At 48.9% G+C, this 18,483-nt stretch carries 17 protein-coding genes; all 17 read left to right on the top strand.

All coding sequences use genetic code 11. The annotated features are described in order from the left end of the window. The first annotated feature begins 175 nt into the window (after positions 1-175). The 17 genes from ACQ4LH_RS14805 (at position 176) to ACQ4LH_RS14725 (ending at position 18,477) form a co-directional block, all read left to right on the top strand. Positions 176-613: a hypothetical protein gene (locus ACQ4LH_RS14805; RefSeq protein WP_430697848.1), complete on the top strand. Its 438-nt coding sequence runs from the start codon at positions 176-178 to the stop codon at positions 611-613. A 65-nt stretch (positions 614-678) separates the two neighbouring features. After that, the gene (gene tviB / locus ACQ4LH_RS14800; RefSeq protein WP_430697847.1) at positions 679-1,959 is read left to right on the top strand and encodes a Vi polysaccharide biosynthesis UDP-N-acetylglucosamine C-6 dehydrogenase TviB; all 1,281 of its coding nucleotides are present in this window, start codon (positions 679-681) and stop codon (positions 1,957-1,959) included. A gap of 38 nt (positions 1,960-1,997) precedes the next feature. After that, the gene (locus ACQ4LH_RS14795) at positions 1,998-3,038 is read left to right on the top strand and encodes an SDR family oxidoreductase (RefSeq protein ID WP_430697922.1); all 1,041 of its coding nucleotides are present in this window, start codon (positions 1,998-2,000) and stop codon (positions 3,036-3,038) included. 28 nt (positions 3,039-3,066) lie between these two features. Beyond that, entirely contained in the window at positions 3,067-4,191 is a 1,125-nt protein-coding gene (locus ACQ4LH_RS14790; protein ID WP_430697846.1) for a glycosyltransferase, read from the top strand. Next, complete coding sequence (locus ACQ4LH_RS14785; protein ID WP_430697845.1) at positions 4,192-5,409, top strand: glycosyltransferase family 4 protein; 1,218 nt, start codon at positions 4,192-4,194, stop codon at positions 5,407-5,409. It abuts the gene before it with no gap. A gap of 74 nt (positions 5,410-5,483) precedes the next feature. Next, positions 5,484-6,641: a UDP-N-acetylglucosamine 2-epimerase gene (gene neuC, locus ACQ4LH_RS14780; RefSeq protein WP_430697844.1), complete on the top strand. Its 1,158-nt coding sequence runs from the start codon at positions 5,484-5,486 to the stop codon at positions 6,639-6,641. Continuing rightward, on the top strand, positions 6,638-7,711 hold the full coding sequence (gene neuB, locus ACQ4LH_RS14775) for an N-acetylneuraminate synthase (RefSeq protein WP_430697843.1): 1,074 nt from the start codon (positions 6,638-6,640) through the stop codon (positions 7,709-7,711). The genes neuC and neuB overlap by 4 nt, the downstream gene beginning before the upstream one ends. Beyond that, on the top strand, positions 7,708-8,415 hold the full coding sequence (locus tag ACQ4LH_RS14770; RefSeq protein ID WP_430697842.1) for a cytidylyltransferase domain-containing protein: 708 nt from the start codon (positions 7,708-7,710) through the stop codon (positions 8,413-8,415). The genes neuB and ACQ4LH_RS14770 overlap by 4 nt, the downstream gene beginning before the upstream one ends. A gap of 8 nt (positions 8,416-8,423) precedes the next feature. Beyond that, the gene (locus tag ACQ4LH_RS14765; protein WP_430697841.1) at positions 8,424-9,395 is read left to right on the top strand and encodes a Gfo/Idh/MocA family oxidoreductase; all 972 of its coding nucleotides are present in this window, start codon (positions 8,424-8,426) and stop codon (positions 9,393-9,395) included. Beyond that, complete coding sequence (locus ACQ4LH_RS14760) at positions 9,392-10,351, top strand: Gfo/Idh/MocA family oxidoreductase (protein WP_430697840.1); 960 nt, start codon at positions 9,392-9,394, stop codon at positions 10,349-10,351. Before ACQ4LH_RS14765 ends, ACQ4LH_RS14760 begins: the two co-directional genes overlap by 4 nt. Beyond that, positions 10,344-11,201, top strand: a complete 858-nt coding sequence (locus ACQ4LH_RS14755) for a hypothetical protein (protein ID WP_430697839.1) — start codon at positions 10,344-10,346, stop codon at positions 11,199-11,201. The genes ACQ4LH_RS14760 and ACQ4LH_RS14755 overlap by 8 nt, the downstream gene beginning before the upstream one ends. After that, positions 11,198-11,734 (top strand): hypothetical protein, encoded by a 537-nt coding sequence (locus tag ACQ4LH_RS14750; RefSeq protein WP_430697838.1) that lies wholly within the window; start codon positions 11,198-11,200, stop codon positions 11,732-11,734. The genes ACQ4LH_RS14755 and ACQ4LH_RS14750 overlap by 4 nt, the downstream gene beginning before the upstream one ends. Next, positions 11,731-12,975, top strand: coding sequence for a hypothetical protein (locus tag ACQ4LH_RS14745; RefSeq protein ID WP_430697837.1), 1,245 nt, complete (start codon positions 11,731-11,733; stop codon positions 12,973-12,975). Before ACQ4LH_RS14750 ends, ACQ4LH_RS14745 begins: the two co-directional genes overlap by 4 nt. Beyond that, on the top strand, positions 12,965-14,359 hold the full coding sequence (locus ACQ4LH_RS14740; RefSeq protein WP_430697836.1) for a hypothetical protein: 1,395 nt from the start codon (positions 12,965-12,967) through the stop codon (positions 14,357-14,359). The genes ACQ4LH_RS14745 and ACQ4LH_RS14740 overlap by 11 nt, the downstream gene beginning before the upstream one ends. A 233-nt stretch (positions 14,360-14,592) precedes the next feature. After that, positions 14,593-17,244 (top strand): hypothetical protein, encoded by a 2,652-nt coding sequence (locus tag ACQ4LH_RS14735; protein WP_430697835.1) that lies wholly within the window; start codon positions 14,593-14,595, stop codon positions 17,242-17,244. Positions 17,245-17,269: 25 nt separating this feature from the next. Next, positions 17,270-17,863: a sugar transferase gene (locus tag ACQ4LH_RS14730; protein ID WP_430697834.1), complete on the top strand. Its 594-nt coding sequence runs from the start codon at positions 17,270-17,272 to the stop codon at positions 17,861-17,863. Then, on the top strand, positions 17,860-18,477 hold the full coding sequence (locus ACQ4LH_RS14725; protein WP_430697833.1) for an acetyltransferase: 618 nt from the start codon (positions 17,860-17,862) through the stop codon (positions 18,475-18,477). The genes ACQ4LH_RS14730 and ACQ4LH_RS14725 overlap by 4 nt, the downstream gene beginning before the upstream one ends. Positions 18,478-18,483: the final 6 nt, after the last annotated feature.

Raw genomic sequence — 18,483 nt, 5'->3', positions numbered from 1 at the left:
GCGTTGGCCGAGTTCAAGGTAATATCCTGGCAATGCCAGCACAATTCAAGCAACCACGTTCTCAGAAAACCAAAGGTAAATCCTGGGGCGGTAGCGTGGTCAGGGGGGTAAATTATGCAACAGCTGGTTTGGGTGGATGGAGTTAATGGAGTGGCATCATAGGGCAGTGGGATATATGAATAAGAAAGTGCTAATCAGTTGTTTGCTTGCAGTACTGCTGGTGGGGTGTGATCAAGCAGGAAACAGCGAAAAAGGGGGGGGGGCAGGTACTGAAAGTGCTCAGTCTAGAACTCCGGAAAATGTCCTCTTCCTTACCGATGGCAGCGGCATTGAGCTAAACGGAAAAATCGTGAGAGACAATGTTGCCCAGCACAACGGTGTCAGTACGCGCCGGGTCGTTGTTCTATTCGATGATGAATTGCAGTCCATTGATGCATCGCTGTATGGAGTACTCAAAAAAGCCGGTTATCGAAAAAAATTAGTGTCGAGCAAGCCGGAGCAGCTGGTCGTTGTCTACAGCAAGAAGGGCTTCCCTGTCCTTAGGGCTAATTATGATGTCATCTTGCGAGGCAAAAAGAAAAGCAGCCGTTTGATCCTGCGTTGGCAGGTGTGAGATTTTGGAGTTGTGGGGCGTTGAGTATTTTTCGCGATATCGTAACGTTCTAGAAGAGCTGAATAATGTGCCCTGATTTGAAAGATGTGAGCCTGGCTGTTATCGGTCTGGGGTATGTCGGCTTACCACTGGCCGTTGCTTTTTCACATAAGAGAAGCGTATTGGGTTATGACGCCAATGCAGAGCGGTTGTATGAGTTGGCAGCAGGAAAGGACCGCACTGGAGAAGTCAGCGAGGAAGAGCTAGCCGACGCCCGAGGTTTGGTGCTTGTCACCGCCCCGAAGGATCTCGCGGTTTGTAATACCTATATCGTGACTGTGCCAACCCCCATTGACGAGCATAAGCGCCCCGATTTGGGATCCTTGTTTGCGGTCAGTCGCATGTTGGGAGGCTATCTAAAGGTCGGGGATATTGTGATCTATGAATCCACCGTATATCCCGGTGCTACGGAGGAGGAGTGCGTACCCATTTTGGAGCACGAGTCCGGTCTGCGCTTTAATCAAGACTTCTATGTTGGTTACAGCCCCGAGCGAATCAATCCGGGTGACAAGGAACATCGCATCGCGACAATCAAGAAAGTTACGTCGGGTTCTACGCCGGAAATCGCTCAGCGTGTCGATGCGTTGTACCGTGAAATCGTCACAGTGGGCACGCACATGGCACCAAGCATCCGCGTTGCAGAGGCGGCCAAAGTCATAGAGAACACCCAGCGCGACTTGAATATAGCGTTGATCAACGAACTGGCTATTATCTTCAACAAGCTGGGCATAGACACTGAGGCCGTATTGCAGGCAGCGGGAACAAAATGGAACTTTCTGCCGTTCCGCCCAGGACTAGTGGGGGGGCATTGCATTGGTGTCGATCCTTACTATCTCACGCACAAGGCTCGAGCCATTGGTTATCACCCAGAGATCATATTGGCTGGGCGGAAGCTGAATGATGGCATGGGTATCTATGTTGCGGGCCAAATGATCAAGGCGATGCTCAAACGGCGTATCCAGGTGGATGGGTGTCGCGTTCTCGTGATGGGCTTGAGTTTCAAGGAAAACTGCCCGGATCTGCGCAATACCCGGGTGGTTGATATCGTCAGTGAGCTGCGGGAATACAATGTTGTGGTTGATGTGTACGATCCAGTGGTGTCGCCAGCAGATGCCCTGCAAGAGCATGGTTTTTCCCTAGTGCTTGAACCTCAGAGTGGGGGTTATGACGGAATTATCTTGGCTGTGGCGCATCAAGCCTTTATCACGATGGGGGGCGATGCGATTCATCGATTAGGCAAGCCCAATCACGTACTCTACGATCTGAAACATTTATTGCCTGCGGATCGGGCGGATTTACGCCTTTAGTCGCTGTATATGTCGAGAGTCGAGGGTAAAGGGTGGACGTGGAGAGTTACGCTAAGGAGTGCGACAAGCTCAGAGCCAGGCCGAGGGTCTGGCTGATCACCGGTGTCGCTGGTTTTATCGGTTCTAACCTACTTGAAGCGCTGCTCAAGCTGGATCAACGGGTGATTGGGCTGGACAATTTTTCGACCGGACGGGTTGATAACCTGACAGAAGTCAAGGCCACGGTCAGTGAGCAGCAATGGCAAGCCTTCCGTTTTCATGAAGGCGATATTCGAGACTTGCCGCTCTGTCGCAAGCTGGTTACTGGAGTTGATTTTGTTCTGCACCAAGCCGCTTTGGGGTCGGTTCCACGTTCAATCGCTGATCCCATCACCAGCCACCAAGTCAACGTCGACGGGTTTCTCAACGTGCTCAACGCAGCACGTGAAGCCAACGTGACGCGTTTGGTATATGCCGCGTCCAGTTCCACTTATGGTGATCACCCGGCCTTGCCAAAGACAGAGCCCAATATCGGACGTCCACTGTCACCTTATGCAGTGACCAAGTATGTCAACGAGCTATATGCTGATGTATACGGCCAATGTTATGGCTTCAACAGCATCGGCTTGCGTTATTTCAATGTGTTTGGTCCTCGGCAGGATTCCTTTGGGGCCTACGCCGCTGTCATACCCAAGTGGACGGCAGCAATGATCAATGATGAAGAGGTGGTTATCAACGGGGATGGGCAGACCAGTCGTGACTTTTGTTTTATCGAGAATGTTGTACAGGCCAATCTGTTAGCCGCTCTTATACCGCAGTTGGAGCGCAGTGAGATATACAACATCGCACTAGGTGATCGAACCAGTCTCAACGAGCTGTTTGACAGCATAAAGCAAGCCCTGCTCGAACAGGGGGTCCACTATGCGCACTCTCCTCGCTATAAGGACTTCAGGCCCGGGGATGTGAAACATTCGCAAGCCGACATCAGCAAGGCCGGCGTAGAACTTGGCTACCGCCCGACTCACCGCATCGCGGCTGGGCTGCAGGTGGCCATGCCTTGGTATATCACCAACCTCCGTACGCGGAATCAAGGTTGCTAGGGCTAACCAGCCTAGCTGCCGGAGGGGTATGAAAGTCCTGCATTTGTGTTCTTACTATATAGGCTCTCGCGTCTACAAGAATCTCTGCGAACAACTAACTCGTGAAGATCAGTCTTGCGCGCAATCTATTTGGGTGCCTGTGCGGAGCAGGCGGCAATGGGGGCTCAACTGCTCAAGCGAACCAGGCATTCATACTGTCTACAGCAAGTGCCTGAGTCTGCTGACCCGTTTGTCCTTCTTTTATAAACAGGTTCGCCTGTTCTACTGCTTTCATCGTCAGCCACAGTGTATGAGGATGCTTGATGACTGCACCGTGATCCATGCCCATACGCTCTATAGCGATGGGTTTCTGGCCTATTGGCTCAGCCGTAAATACCAGTTGCCCTATGTGCTAAGCGTGAGGACCACCGATGTCAGCCTGTTTGAGCGCTATTTACCCCATTGGCGATTTATGACACGCCGTGTGATCAGTAATTCCCGTTGCCTGATCTTTATCTCGCCCGCGCACAAGGCACAAATGGAGGTCAAGTATGCGGATTGCATGCCGAAGACCCTGTTATTGCCTAATGGGCTCGACGATTATTGGATTTGCAATGCCTTGACGCGCGCAGTACACACAGCTGCAGTCGCTCGACGAGGTATATATATCGGTGAAATCAACAGCAATAAGAATATTAAGCGGGGCATCCTTGCCTTTTTTCAGGCGTCTCAGCATGCCGAGGCGCGCTTCACTGTAGTAGGCGGCGATTACTCAGCCTTCCGTGCCATATATGGAGAACTGCCGGAATCGCTGCAGAGCAAGGTCGATTTCATCCCGCGTACCCAGGATAAGCAGCGTATCAGAGACTTACTGCGGCAAAGCCAGATACTGGTTATGCCGTCCTTTATGGAAACCTTTGGCCTTGCGTATCTGGAAGCCATCAGCCAATGCGTTCCGGTGGTATATAGTCGTGGGCAGGGGATTGATGGGCTCTATCCTGAGGGCACTCTAGGGTTCTCTTGCGACCCGGCCAGCCAAGCCAGTATTGCCATGGCCATTGGCCAAGTACTGGAGCGTTTGCCACAGGGATTGAGCTTCGAAGAGGGGAAAAACCCCGTGCACGAATACTCCTGGCAAGCGCGTGCCAAAGTATTGCTGAGCCAAGTCTATTGAATGAACATCCTCTACTTGCACCAGTATTTTACGACCCCAGAGCACATTGGCGGTGTGCGTTCCTATCAGTTTGCCAGGCGGCTCGTGGAGGCCGGTCACGGGGTGGATATGATCACCTCCACGGCCTTTTTTCCAGTGCAACGTCGGTCTTGGTGGCGGTGGGTGAGCCAACACGATGTCGACGGTATTAAGGTGCATGCCATCCATGTCGAATATGGCAACCACATGGGCTTTACTAGGCGCATTCTGGCCTTTCTGTTGTTTATGCTGGTGTCATCGGTCTATGCCCTGAGTTTGCCACGTCGCAATCTGGTTTATGCCAGCAGTACGCCCTTGACTATCGCGGTGCCAGCCCTGGTTTATTGCGCATTCAAGCGTGCCCCCATGGTATTCGAGGTGCGCGATCTATGGCCCGATATTCCGATTGCCATGGGCGTGATCCGTTCAAAATTTCTGATCAAACTGCTGTATGGCTTCGAGCGTCATATTTACCGCGTAGCAAGGAAAGTTGTCGTCTTGTCCAGTGGAATGCGCGACGAACTATTGATAAAGAAAGTTGCAGCAGAAAAGATCGTGGTAATCCCTAATGCCTGTGATTTAGACGAGTTTGCTGCCACAACCCCCGTCGCTGACCCGTTTCAGGAACTGCGTAACCTAGTCGGGTGGCGTATCTGCATTTATGCCGGGACTTTCGGGTATGTGAATAACCTCGACTATCTGTTGGATCTGGCTGGGCAGATAAAAGCATGTGCAGGTCGAGTTAAATTTATTCTGGTCGGTGACGGCATGGAAAAGCAGCATCTGTTACAGCGTATCGTAAAGGAAGAATTGCAGGAGTATGTGATCTTCATGCCGGCTGTTAGCAAGCGTGAACTCATCGGCTATTTAAAGGCTGCTGATGCCTGCCTTTCTATCGTGCGTAATGTTCCGGAGTTATACAACAACTCGGCAAACAAGTTTTTTGATTCACTGGCAGCAGGCAAGCCGATCATCATCAATCACGGCGGTTGGCAAGCTAAGGTTATTGAAGAGAATGGCATAGGCCTGGTGCTAGGACAGAATAAACAAGACAGTGCTCTGCGCTTGCTGGCTTTTTTAGAAACGCTCGATCAACTCAAGGAAGAGCATATTTTGACTGTGGCAAGAAAGTACTATTCAAGGGAAAAACTTTTTACAAAGCTTTGCGCGGAGGCCATATGCCCGAGTGCCTTGCTTTAATGCTACCTGATAGCTCTACCGACATTAGGGAATATAAATTAGATGGTTGGCCATTAGGCTCAGGGATATAAGAAATGCAAAGAATTTCAATTTTTACCAGTACGCGTGCTGAGTATGGTCTACTTTACTGGCTTATAAAAGAACTGCATGAGAGTGAAGACTTTGAAATGCAGTTGGTGGTGACGGGTACGCACCTCTCGCATGAATATGGGTATACCGTCAATGATATCCTCGCCGACGGTTTTACGCCCACTGAATATATTGCCACCCTGATATCGGAAGACTCGCCTCAAGCCATCACCCGCTCATCGGCCATGCTAGCCATGGCGCTAGGGGATTATTTCGCACGAGAACAACCTGACTTCTTCATCGTGCTCGGGGATCGAGTTGAGCTGTTGGCTGCTTGCGAAGCGGCGATGATCGCCAAAGTGCCTATCGTACACCTGCATGGCGGTGAAATTACTGAAGGTGCTGTGGATGAAAAGGTGCGGCATGCGGTCAGCAAACTGGCCAGCCTGCATTTCGTTTCAACAGAGGCCTATCGTCGTCGTGTTATACAAATGGGTGAATGCCCCGAACGGGTATTCAACTGCGGCGCTTTGGGGCTGGAATCTATGGCTCGACAGAGTATCGTGCCGCGCGAAGAACTAGCTGAAAAAATTGGGCTCACACCAAGGGAGAAATATTTTCTGGTGGTTTACCACCCTGAAACCAATAAAGAATCCGAGAATATCGATGCGCTGCTAAAGGCATTGGCAGACTACCCAGATGTCAAGAAACTAATCATATATCCGAATTCTGACATAATGAGTCGAGACATCATAGAGGCCATTCAGACTTTTGCCGAGCGCTTTGCGGATGAAGTCATGCTGATCAAGTCATTGCCGCGTGATTTATATCTTTCACTGATGAAGCATTGCGAGCTGTACATTGGCAACTCTTCATCAGGCATCATCGAAATGCCGACCTTTAAGCGACCGATCATCAATGTTGGTGACCGGCAGAAAGGCCGTATCCGCTCTTCGGCCACACTGGATGTTCGGTTGGACTATCAAGAGATTGCAAGCACCATGCGTACGGCCTTGTCGGAAGCCTATGCCTTGCAACTGGTCAGTGTAGATAATCCATACCAAGGTCGCTCACCATCAAGCAGCATTGTTGCAGAACTGCGAAAATTCAGCAGGCGTGGCGGTTTAGATAAAATTTTTTTTGATCTGGAATTTGAACTATGAATGTCTATGTTATTGCAGAAGCAGGAGTCAACCATAATGGCTCGCTGGCGCTAGCCAAAGAGTTGGTGCGCGTAGCCAGCGAGTGTGGAGCGGATGCGGTAAAGTTTCAAACCTTCATTACCAATAAGCTGGTTACAAGCACTGCGAGAAAAGCCGAATACCAAAACGAAAATGATGCAAGCAGCACCACGCAAGCGGAAATGCTCAGAAAGCTCGAGTTGAGCTATGCGGACTTCGTCGAGTTGAGTGAAGAGTGTAAGAAGTACGAAATCGACTTTATGACCACATGCTTCGATAGCGAGTCACTTGAGGTCATTGTGAGGAGTACGGCACCTAAGGTACTCAAGATTGGTTCCGGTGACCTTACCAACCTTCCGTTATTGATCGAACATGCCCGAACAGGCGTCGACATCATCATCTCCACGGGTATGGCAACCCTGTCTGAAGTCGAAGATGCTCTCGCCGCGCTTGCTTTTGGCTACTTGGCCGCTGCGGATATGCAGCCCAGCAGCTATCGCTGGTTGAAGCATCACTACTTCACGGCTGAAGCCATGGAGCAGATCAAAAGCAAGGTGACTATCTTGCACTGCGTCACCGATTATCCGGCGCGTGCAAGCGATCTGAATCTGGACGCCATCCGCCAGTTGCGTGAAGCTTACAAGTTCGCAGTAGGTTACTCGGATCACTCGTTGGGCATTGAGGCCTGCTGCGCGGCGGTTGCCCTTGGGGCCAGTTGCCTGGAAAAACACATCACCCTGGACAAAGGTATGGCCGGCCCGGACCATGCGGCTTCCGCTTCGCCGGAGGAGTTCAAGGCTTTTGTTCAGGCTATTCGTAACCTGGAACAGGCACTCAAACCCAGAATCAAGGCACCGACGCAACGTGAGCTGGCAAATCTGGAAGTGGCCCGCAAGTATCTTGTGGCCTCCAGAGACATAGCCGCAGGCGAAGCCTTCACCAAGGAAAATATCGAAATCAAGCGGTCTGCAACCGGCATGCTGCCCAACCAGTACTGGGATTTACTCGGCAAACCAGCCCAAAAATCTTATGGTGTGGGGGAAAGCATTTGAATCACGCCAGCAGCAAGCGCTATCTCGTCGTTATTCCGGCGCGGGGAGGCAGCAAGCGCTTGCCCGGTAAGAATTTGATGAAAATTGATGAGCACTCGCTCATCGGTCGAGCAATTCTCTGCGCAAAGAGTGCTGCACTTAGCGGTGCTATTTGCATCACCACAGACGATCAGGCCATTGTCGATGAAGCTCTGCGCTACGGGCCGTATGTGCACTTTATGCGCCCTGAGCAATTGGCGACGGATAGCGCCAAGACAATTGATGTCGTCAGGCATGCCATTCAGTGGTTTGCTGACAGCGGTAGTCTTTATGACGCCGTTATCGTTCTGCAGCCGACCTCGCCGTTGCGTTCGGAACGACACCTGCAAGAGGCCATCGCGCTCTTTGAACAGCGCGAGGCTGAGGCGGTGGTATCGGTATGCAAGCTTGAGCATCCACTGGAATGGTGCGCCGAACTGGGTCCGCAGGGCAGCATGGAGAAGTTTGGCGAGACGCTCAATACGCAGAAGCGCTCCCAGGAGCTTGTTCAGCGCTACCGGTTGAACGGGGCCATATACATCTACGACATAAAGGCACTCAACGCGGCCGCGGGGTTTTTCTATAACGACAAAACCTACGCCTATGAAATGGATATCCCTTCATCGACCGATGTGGATACCCATAACGACTTTATGCTGGCCACCTTTTGGAAATCTTTAATCTAGGTGCTTCGATGAAAAATGTTCTATTGATCGGTGCAGGCAATCTTGGACGGCGACATCTGCAAAGCCTGAAAAATAGCCAGAAACCAATACGGATTTTCGTCGTAGAGCCATTTGACGAAGCGCGAGCACTAGCCGAAACAGCTTTTCAACAAGCGGCTAGTGAGCTGCCCGAGAAGGTCGCCAGCTTTCATCGCTCGTTAGATGAAATCGATCAGACGATCGATATCGTCATTGATGCGACACCTGCGACAGGGCGCTTGATCATCCTCAAACGGGTACTGGCTCTGGGCGCGAAAGACCTAGTGCTGGAAAAAGTTACATTCAACTCCGTGTCTGATATTGACCAGGCCGGTGCCTTGGTCGAGCAGCATGCGGCCCGTGCCTGGGTGAACTGCCCACGTCGCCTAAACCCGTTTTATATCCAGTTGCGTTCGGTACTGGCGACTGCGAGCTTTAGCCGATTTGAAGTAGTCGGTGAAAACTTCGGCATGGCCTGTAATGCCATCCACTTTATCGACTTGTTCAGCTTCCTAGCTGGGCGCCATGTTTATGACATAAGCCTGGCTGGTGTGCAGGACATAGTGCCTAGCAAGCGCAGCAACTATATCGAGTTCTTTGGTGTTGCTAGCGGAGCATTCGAGTCCGGACCCGAATTCAAGATTGACTGCCGTGAGTCTACTAGCGGGGTCAAGTTCAAGATCAGAATTGTCACGCCCATCAATGAGTATCTGATTGATGAGGTTGCCGGCCGCGTCGAGGTGACGGATCGCGACGGCAACACTGAAGCTCTGGGCTTCCGTCAGCGGTATCAGGGCGAACTTACAGGCCCGCTAGTCGATGCAATCATTCAGCATCAACAGTGCGGGTTGACTGTATTTTCCGAGTCGATGGCCCTGCATCGACCGTTTATTGAAGCCGCCTATGCTTTGTACGCATCAAAATATAAAGAAAACGCTATGAAAATGGTGCCTATCACATGACAAACAATGTTTTGCTCGTCGGCAGCGGGGCAATGGCCAAAGAGTACATCAAAGTACTGCAAGCCTTGGACGTACCTGTAACGGTTGTGGGGCGAAGTGTCAGTGGTGCACAGGCGTTTGAGCGAGAAACCGGGCTGGCGGCGCTAAGCGGAGGCCTGGAAGCCAATATCGCCACACTCGATATCGCCCGTTTCAGCCACTGCATCGTTACCACCAACGTCACGCAACTGTACGACAACGTCTGCAGCCTCTTGCATGCTGGCGCGAGAAAGATCTTGGTCGAGAAGCCTTTTGTGCTGGACCAGGAACAGTTGGATAGCGCGTGCCGTTTGGCCCAAGAGAACTCGGCGGACGTCTTTATTGCCTATAACCGCCGCTTCTTCAGTTCGGTCATCAACGCTCGCGAAATCATCGAGGCGGATGGTGGCCTGGAAATGGTTAAGTTCGACTTCACCGAATGGGCCCATGTAATCGAAGGGCTGGAGAAGGACGCCCACGAGAAGGCCCGCTGGTTACTGGCCAACTCCACCCATGTGATCGACCTGGCATTTCACTTCGCAGGCACGCCCAAGGCCCTGACGGCGTATCGAGCGGGCGCATTGGACTGGCACCCGAGCGCTAAGGTCTTTTCTGGTGCCGGCATCAGCCAGCAAGACGTGCTCTTCTCGTATGGCTCCGACTGGGGCTCGGCAGGTCGCTGGTGGCTTGAGTTGTTCACACCGCTACGCAAACTACGCCTGTGCCCGATGGAGAAGTTGCTGGAAACCCGTAAAGGGACAGTGGTCGAGCAGGAAATTACGCTCGACGACAAAATAGAAAAAGCATTTAAGCCCGGCTTGTATCGTCAGACCGAACACTTTCTGTCAGCGAATGCCGGCGATCTGTGCGCGATTAGCGAACTTCAACAGAAATTTCCTTATTTCTGCGAAATAGCAGGCTACCCCACGCATGCGTAGTCTCTACAAAAGTAAGCTGGCACCTGTGCTGGTTAGTTTTGTAAGGTCGGCCCCCATACTTGTGCTTGCAAGTATGGGGTTTCGCTTCTTATTTATTGCCATGCAGGTCGTCTCAATCTGGTTTGTTTTTGGTTGGGTAGGGGGACATGTCAATCAGCATGTTGTCGACCTAGTTGGAGTGCCGGCAGAGTCCTATGTGTATCCTTGTATCGGTTCACTAGGGTTTATTTGTTCTGCAGTATTTTCATTTTTTTCGAAAATATGTGCGTTGAAAGCAACATTCAAGTTTGAACGCCTGGTTGTCGAGAAAAACGTTGCGCTCAAAGTTGTGGTAACCAAGGGGGATCTGAAAAATATTGTAAAGTTAATGATATCGGTTCTGGATGTCGTTGTGCCGCTAGGGCTGATAATTGCAGTTTCAGTATTATGGGCATTTATCACACCTTATACATTGATATTGGTTTTTTTTATTTTGTTCTCTGGGGTGTGGTTTCTCAAGAAAGGTGTGGGTTTTTCTGCGAAGCGCTACAAGCCGGTTTCGACTCGTAATAAGTTGGACAGCTATGTTGGCAGTGAAGAGCATCTGGGTTTTTACAAGATACTGCTGTTACCGCATTATATAACGATGGTGCTGATTGCAATAATTGCCATTTCAATAGTGCTCAGTCTTATTGCAACAAAAATGTACTTCGCTTCACATGGCAGTCAAGTTGGGAATATGGCTATTCTTACCGGTGTTGCCTTTTTGCAAATAAAGTCATTTGCCAGCATTATTCTGAGGGCAGGTGCCTACAATAAGAGTCTTGCCGCAGTCCATAGCGTTGTAATTGCTAAAAAGGACGCGGTATGAGGGTGGTTTTTGTACTGGGTTCGCTAAATTTAATGGCGGCTTGGCAGTTAGTTGGTTTGCAGGCGGATTGTATTTACCATTTTTCGGCCCGTGAGATTACGCTGTCTGACTTCCCCGTACCATGCTACCGCTTGGCCAACCCTCAATTAGATGCTCTGCAAGAGTCTGCTATTGTTGAAAGCTGCATTGAGCGAAATATATCGCAAGTGGCCAGAGCGGGCGATGACGCCACACTCATGCGCCGTGCGCTGCGCTTGTCAGAGTTGCGAGTAGAGGCAAAGTGCTACCTTAATGCGCTTGAGTGTATACAACAGCGATTGATGCCAGCAGGGAGTGCTATTGAATCTGTAACCTTCGTTTCGCATTATCTTCTGCCGGCAGACGTACCTCCTTTTCCTGATCTGCGTTGTGACTGGCACCAGGTACCGCATACACGCTTTTTAGCTCTGATCCCTGGGTTGAGTCGCTTGGTTTTTCTGTTTCAGCTAGCTGGCGCACGCAAGGTGGGTGACCAAGGGAACCCTCTGCGATGAGTGTGCTCGGCCGTATCTTTAAGCGGGTTTTCATTCACTCCAGCAAAGTTATGTCTACAGAGCCCATCTTTCTGAATGTGCTGATGACCGATGTCAGGCAGGCCAGCGTTCAGAAAAAGTTGATGAGTTTTTATAGGATTATTAGCTGCTGCTTGAACGAGGGGCGGCGCGTGAATGTCATTGTTGCGCTCGGGAAGAAGGATTCAAAAAATACGGAGCTTATTTATTCCGACTACCTAGCGGATTATCTGCAACACGAAGGTTTCAATCTTTTATTCATCAAGCCAGCAACCTGGCGTGCCGGAAGGCTATCGGCGCTTAAATACGTAGTCACTTATTTTGCGAAGTTGCGTGGCGATTTTGCCCAACGATTGAATTTCGCATGCCTCTGCGCGCTTGCTCGGGTACGGATAAGGATATTTCAGGATATCTATGACGCGCTGCCTTGCAGCAATTGGTTGGGCCTTACGGGGGGTGTTGAACTTCCTGCCTTTAAGTTTAGACGCGATCTTGTTGGCGCAGGGCCGGCTATTAGCGCGTTGCAGTTTGGTCAAGCCTCAGTAGAGCATCAGCATTTTGCCGGTTATAACGTCGACAACTTTTTTGTCTATGACGATTTGAGCGCACAGGTGTATTGGCAATTGGACATGCGGGTGAGTCATATGCTGGTTGTGGGTTCGCCGGAGTTTGAATACCACACGGGCTTATTATGCAGTGAAAAACTGCTTGAGGAAGAAAGGTTGAGCGTTGTCTTTGTCGATCAACCCGTGCAGCAGCGTGGCGAGTACAGTGAAGAGTATTTGTTAGCCTGCTATGCGATGTTACAGGCGCTCAATAATGATCCCGCGATAAGTATTAAAGTCAAACCACACCCGCGTGGTTCAGCATTTTTCGGTACAGCGGTGACAGACTTTTCAGTTATCGAGGATTGGAGTGAGGGTCTTTCCAGGGCCCATGTGGTCGTTGGGTTTTTCTCCAACCTTTGCGATCTTGCATTGCGTACTGGGCGAATTACTTTTTACGTTGGCAGTGAAGCAGTTCTGGACAAAAACAAGCGTGATTGGATAGTGAGTCAAGGCGGTTATGTTGTTGACGATATTGACTCGGTTTGGCGAGAAATCTTACGTTTAAAGAGCTGCTATGTGGGGCTCGCCAACCAAATAGTTGGTCATGCAACCCCAGCATCTGATTTACCGTCAGAAATAGTTTATAAGAAATTGGTGGACTGTAGTGACGCCTAAACAATCGCTCGATTGGGTCAAGGGCTTTGAGTCCAGATGCAATGATCTAAACTATAATATTGCTGGGGTCGATTGCTGGCCGATAATTAGAATTACGTTGCTATCCATGGTGCTGCCTAAGTCCAGTCAAAGGGCTGGCGCAGGCTATAATATAGCTGGCGCTTCTGTGATGGATGTCGTGAGCTCTATTAGGGATTTACTTTCGTTTAAGAGATCCAATGTATTTATTCTTACCGATAGCAAGTTCTCAGCAAAATTTTCCGATTCGATTTACTTGAAGGATTCACATGTAATCAGTGAGGGGGCAAAACTTAATTCGAAGACTTCTATAATTGCTCTTCAGAATTTATTTGTTGATAAGTCTATTGTTGGGCGTGAGCATTGTCGGTCAGTGTTTGCCGTGTTGTTGCTTGCAGCAGGTGCAGCAAAATTTTCATTTGTCATTAAATGTATCCCCGGGTTGTCTCGTTATATTGAAAGGGTTTTCAACGACCTTGCCGCCGCGCCCATGCTCAGGGAAGGAGCCGTAAGCTATAAAGCCTTGAGGAAACAGGTGTATCGCAACATTCTTTTTTGCCTGGTGGCAAAAATGATATTTTCGATGATTCTACGGCGAGTCAAACCCGAAACAGCCTATGTGGTTTGTTATTATTCCGTGCTGGGCATGGCACTGTGTGCTGCCTGCCGCCAGTTGGGGATATCCATCACGGATATACAACATGGCGTGGGAGGCGGCAGCATGAGGGCTTACGCTGGCTGGCTTAAAGTGCCCAGGCAAGGATATACGACGCTGCCTGATACGTTCTTTTGTTGGACGAGGTTCGATGCTGAGGCCATCACTGAATGGGCACAGAATACAACTCAGCACACGGCCATTGTGGTTGGAAGCATGTGGCGTGACTTTGTTCAGACCAATTCACTTTTAGCGACGGCGGAAAGACAGTGGGCCGATTTTTTAAAAGAAATCAGCGTTTATGAAAAGAAGATACTGATCACAATGCAGTCCAGCACACTGTCTCAGGTGTTTGTCGATGTAATCCAGCAGTGCCAAACAAACTGTTGCTTTCTTATAAAAATGCATCCGGGGTTCTTGCTGGAAAAAAATTCTATCTATCGTGACTTGAGTGGTTATTATCCGAATGTATTTGTCGAGCAGCCTTCAAGTATGCCTATTCAGGTTATTATGAAATATGTGGATGTGCATCTAACTGGTTGGTCCGGTTCAGTGGTTGATGCTTATTTTGAGGGTGTAAAGTCAGTCGTTATTTCAATAGAAGCATTGGACTATTTTTCGGATTTCATAGCCTCTGGGGCGGTTATCTATGCGGTGAAAGCGGATGATGTAATTGATAGGATATCTTCTACTGATACAGGTGTGCAATAATTGTGGGGCGAGTAATTATGTGGTTGTTTTTATATTTTAAAAAGGCTCTCCCGTATAAGTTGAAGCGGGATGTTATATTGATATTAAGGTTTTTTTATCTAAAGTTGCCCTACTTGCTAAAAGGAAAGTTTAATTTATTAAGGCGAAGGGCTCGCAGCTATAAGTCTAGATGTAAGAGGTGGGTTGTTGGTTTTGTTAGAAGATATAAAAGAAACTCTCAAGTTAAAAAAAGGATGGCTCTATTAAGGCGTCGTGAGCGGAGCAGGCAGAAGGCCATTAAGTTAAAAGTACTGGCGCAGAAAAAGAATAAGGAGCTGGCTTTAATCCGGCTGCGTGAGCGGGAAAGAAAGAAAGTATCTCTGCTAAAGGCTGCTGAGAAAAGGGGGAAAGAAAGGGCAGTCCAGTTGGAGAAGGCCGTTAAGTTAAAGGCACTGAAGCTGGAAAATAATAAGAAACTTGCTTTAACCCGACTACGCGAGCGAGAAAGAAAGAAAGTATCACTGCTAAAGGCCGCTGAGAAAAGGCGGAAAGAAAGGGCAGTCCAGTTGGAGAAGGCCGTTAAGTTAAAGGCACTGAAGCTGGAAAATAATAAGAAACTTGCTTTAACCCGACTACGCGAGCGAGAAAGAAATACAGCATCCTTGCTGAAAGCCGCTGAGAAAAGGCGGAAAGAAAGGGCAGTCCAGTTGGAGAAGGCCGTTAAGTTAAAGGCACTGAAGCTGGAAAATAATAAGAAACTTGCTTTAACCCGACTACGCGAGCGGGAAAGAAATAAAGCATCTTTGCTGAAGGTCGCTGAGAAAAAGCGGATGGTAAGGGTAGTCCTATTAAGGCTGTGTGAGTGGAGCAAGGATCAAGTCGTTAAGTTAAAAGTACTGGTGCTGAAAAAAAATAAGATACGGGTTTTACCCCTGCTCGCTGCCACCTCTAAAATTAGAGGGGAAATGGCAAATCTATTTAGTTTGCACAAGCAGAGCAATGATAAGCCTATTGTCAGGCGCATATTTTCTATTTGTCAAAAAAATGAATATTGTATAAGTAATATTTCATTGCAAGAATTCTGCTTGCCGTTTCATGAGCCTACACTTATTTTTGTTGAAAGTAATTCTTGTGTAGGCCGATATAGAGACTTGTCTAGAGTTCTAGCCGCTGAAAATATTTTTTTGATATTTCGGAGTAAAAGTGATTATTTAAGTTTTATAGGCTCTTGTGATTATGCTTTGGCTTGTGCTGGTGTACGTGTACTGTTTGTTGACGGTATAGATTCTGAGCTTGATGAGGCCATTTATTGTGGTGCGGATGAGGCGGCTGACGAGTTCCTTAAGTTATTAATTGCCAATTTTGAAGGGTCAGAGTTTTTTTCTAGATTTTCAAAATATCTTCCGGCGCTGAGGGTTTCTATTTCGGATCGTTTAGTCGTTTGGGTTAGAGGGTATTTATTTCTGAAGAGCTTCATTTTGAGCAGGGGGATTTCTCAATTTTATGTGCTTCCGAATAGGTTAGCGTCTTCGCGATTGCTTCTGCCGGCCTTGGACTCTACTTCTTTTCTTGACTCTGGATTTTTGAGTTTTGATGACGTGCCTGCTGAAGCTGAGGTGAATATTGAAGATATTATTTCCGGTAGTTTTAGAAAATTTAAAGGTACTAAGGTTACTCGATATGATTTTGATTCGCTGTCAAATCTTGATCAGGAAGTCTGTTTGTTGGCTGGAAATCTGAAGGCTTCACAATATCGTGAGGCTGCCGTGCCCATTGTTAATAGTTTGGCATCATGCGGGCGAAAAGTGATTGTACTCAGCCCGTACGCAGATACCTCTGATTGCGTGTTTGAAAATGATAACGTAATTGTTGTGTCTCCCGAAGCTTCTGCGGATTTGGATGTTGAGATACTTGCTTTTAATGAGTTATTTGATCGTGCAATAGATGATGTTTCGTGTAATTTCTCTTTTGCTTGCAGTGATTCCCCACTGTTTTCTGCATATTTGTTTCTTAGTTCGAGGGCGGCGCTGCACAGGTTGCTCAGAGATTCCTATTGTCTGATGCGGGACTTGGACTCTTCAGTTTTTGTTCATCGTGTAAGATCTCTAGTTTCTCTGCCGGGGCGTCTTCCTATATCGCAGTTTCTTGTTATGTATTTCGAGTCTGTTTCGAGCTTTGAGGTTCAGAGTGGTCCGTGGTCTAGATCTAAGAGGTTTAAAGCGCCTTTGTCTAGATATGTTTTAGCAAATGATAGTTTTTCTAGGGGGATATTTGTTGATTATTTGGGTGTGGAGTCTAGTAGGGTCTTGGTTGTAGGTTCTCCGCGAATTGATTATAAGCTTTCGAGTATTCGTGGTGTTGGTAAAGCGGAAAGTAGAAGTGTTTTGTTTCCCTCTTCTTTAAATAGTAGAGTTTTGTGCGTGGCTACTCAGCCCTATAACTTACTACTTATGGAGGGGATGGTTTCCGAGGTGGCCAAGTTTGTGGCATCATCAAATGGTGGCTGGGTTGTTGCTGTTAGTATGCATCCTAATGAAAGTCATTCGCATGAATGCGCGTATCGTGAAGTTCTCTCTGAGTTAATTCTCGAGGGTAAGGCGTTTATTGGGCGAGGAGATATATATAATAATATAAATGCGTCAGATGCTGTGGTTACATATTTTAGCACTACCGGTATGGAGGCATTCTGTCTTGGGAGGCCGGTTTATACGTATAGATCATCGGGGTATGATGTCCCGTTCGATCTGAGTGAGTTAGGTGTTGCTACAGTATTTTCTTCGAGCCTGGATTTGAAAGCTGGAATTGATGAGGGGGGCGGGCGACTTTCGGTGGGGGAGTTAGGGTTTTTAAAGGATGGTAATTCCGTTATGAGGATACGTGATTGTATTCTTCGGGGTCATATTTAGGTTATTACTTTGAGTGATCGGTAGCATGATTAGGGCGTTTTGTTTTATTTTTTCATTGCTGGCTCTTTCTTTATCTGCTCCTTTGCTTTTTGTCTTGGTACTTATCGTGTACTTTGATCTTGGTTTTCCCGTATTGTTTCGCCAGCAACGTCCCGGCTACAAGGGGCGGCCAATTACGGTCTACAAATTCAGAACCATGCGCGAACCAAACCCTGAAGGGCTGTTGGACGAGGGCGATGCTGCGCGCATGACGCGAGTGGGACGTTTGCTGCGCAGTTCCAGCCTCGATGAGCTGCCTCAGTTGTGGAATGTGCTCAAAGGTGAGATGAGTTTGGTCGGGCCGCGCCCGTTGTTGATGGACTATCTACCCTTGTATAACGAGCGTCAGATGCGCAGGCATGATGTAAGGCCGGGTATCACCGGTTGGGCTCAGGTTAATGGGCGCAATAACCTGAGCTGGCAGGAGAAATTCGAGTTCGATATTTGGTATGTGGAAAATCAGTCGTTTTGGTTAGATATGAAGATTTTGTGGATGACGGTGGCCAAAGTCTTCAAGCGCGAAGGCATCACGACTGACGAACATGCTACTTCGGTACGTTTTGAGGGGAACAAAGAGTGAAAAAACTGGCCATTCTTGGAGCTAGTGGCCACGGTAAGGTTGTCGCCGATATCGCCGAATGCTGTGGCTGGGAGGTTGCCTTCTTCGACGACAGCAAGCCGCTGGGGTTCATTAATCTGACTTGGCCTGTGTTGGGTTGCTATCAGGACTTGATTGCACAACTGGGGCGTTTCGAGGGGGTGGTGGTCGCGGTTGGTAACAATGCAATACGTCTTGCGTGTAGTCGTTCATTGCGTGACGAAGGAGCGAATCTGGTCACGCTGACTCATCCGTCGGCCTGTGTCAGTCGCTATGCGCGGGTGGAGGCGGGATCGGTTATCATGCCCAGCGCTGTCATCAATGCGGCGGCTCGGGTTGGGTTGGCCTGCATCGTCAATACCGGGGCCAGCATCGACCATGATTGCGTTCTGGCTGATGGGGTGCATATCTCGCCAGGTACGCGCTTGGCCGGAGAGGTGGTGGTAGGCGAGGGCAGTTGGGTTGGTATTGGGGCTTCGATCCGTCAGCAAATCTGTATCGGTGCCAATGTTATGGTCGCCGCGGGCGCTGTGGTGGTTAAGGATGTCGAGGATAACGCCACTGTTGCTGGCGTTCCTGCAATTAGGATGAGGTAAACACAG

It is taken from the genome of Pseudomonas peli (assembly GCF_050563605.1).
In the GTDB taxonomy this organism is placed as follows: Bacteria; Pseudomonadota; Gammaproteobacteria; order Pseudomonadales; family Pseudomonadaceae; genus Aquipseudomonas; species Aquipseudomonas peli_A.
Note: the sequence above shows the minus strand (reverse complement) of the source record. Positions and strands in the feature narration are given on the sequence as shown.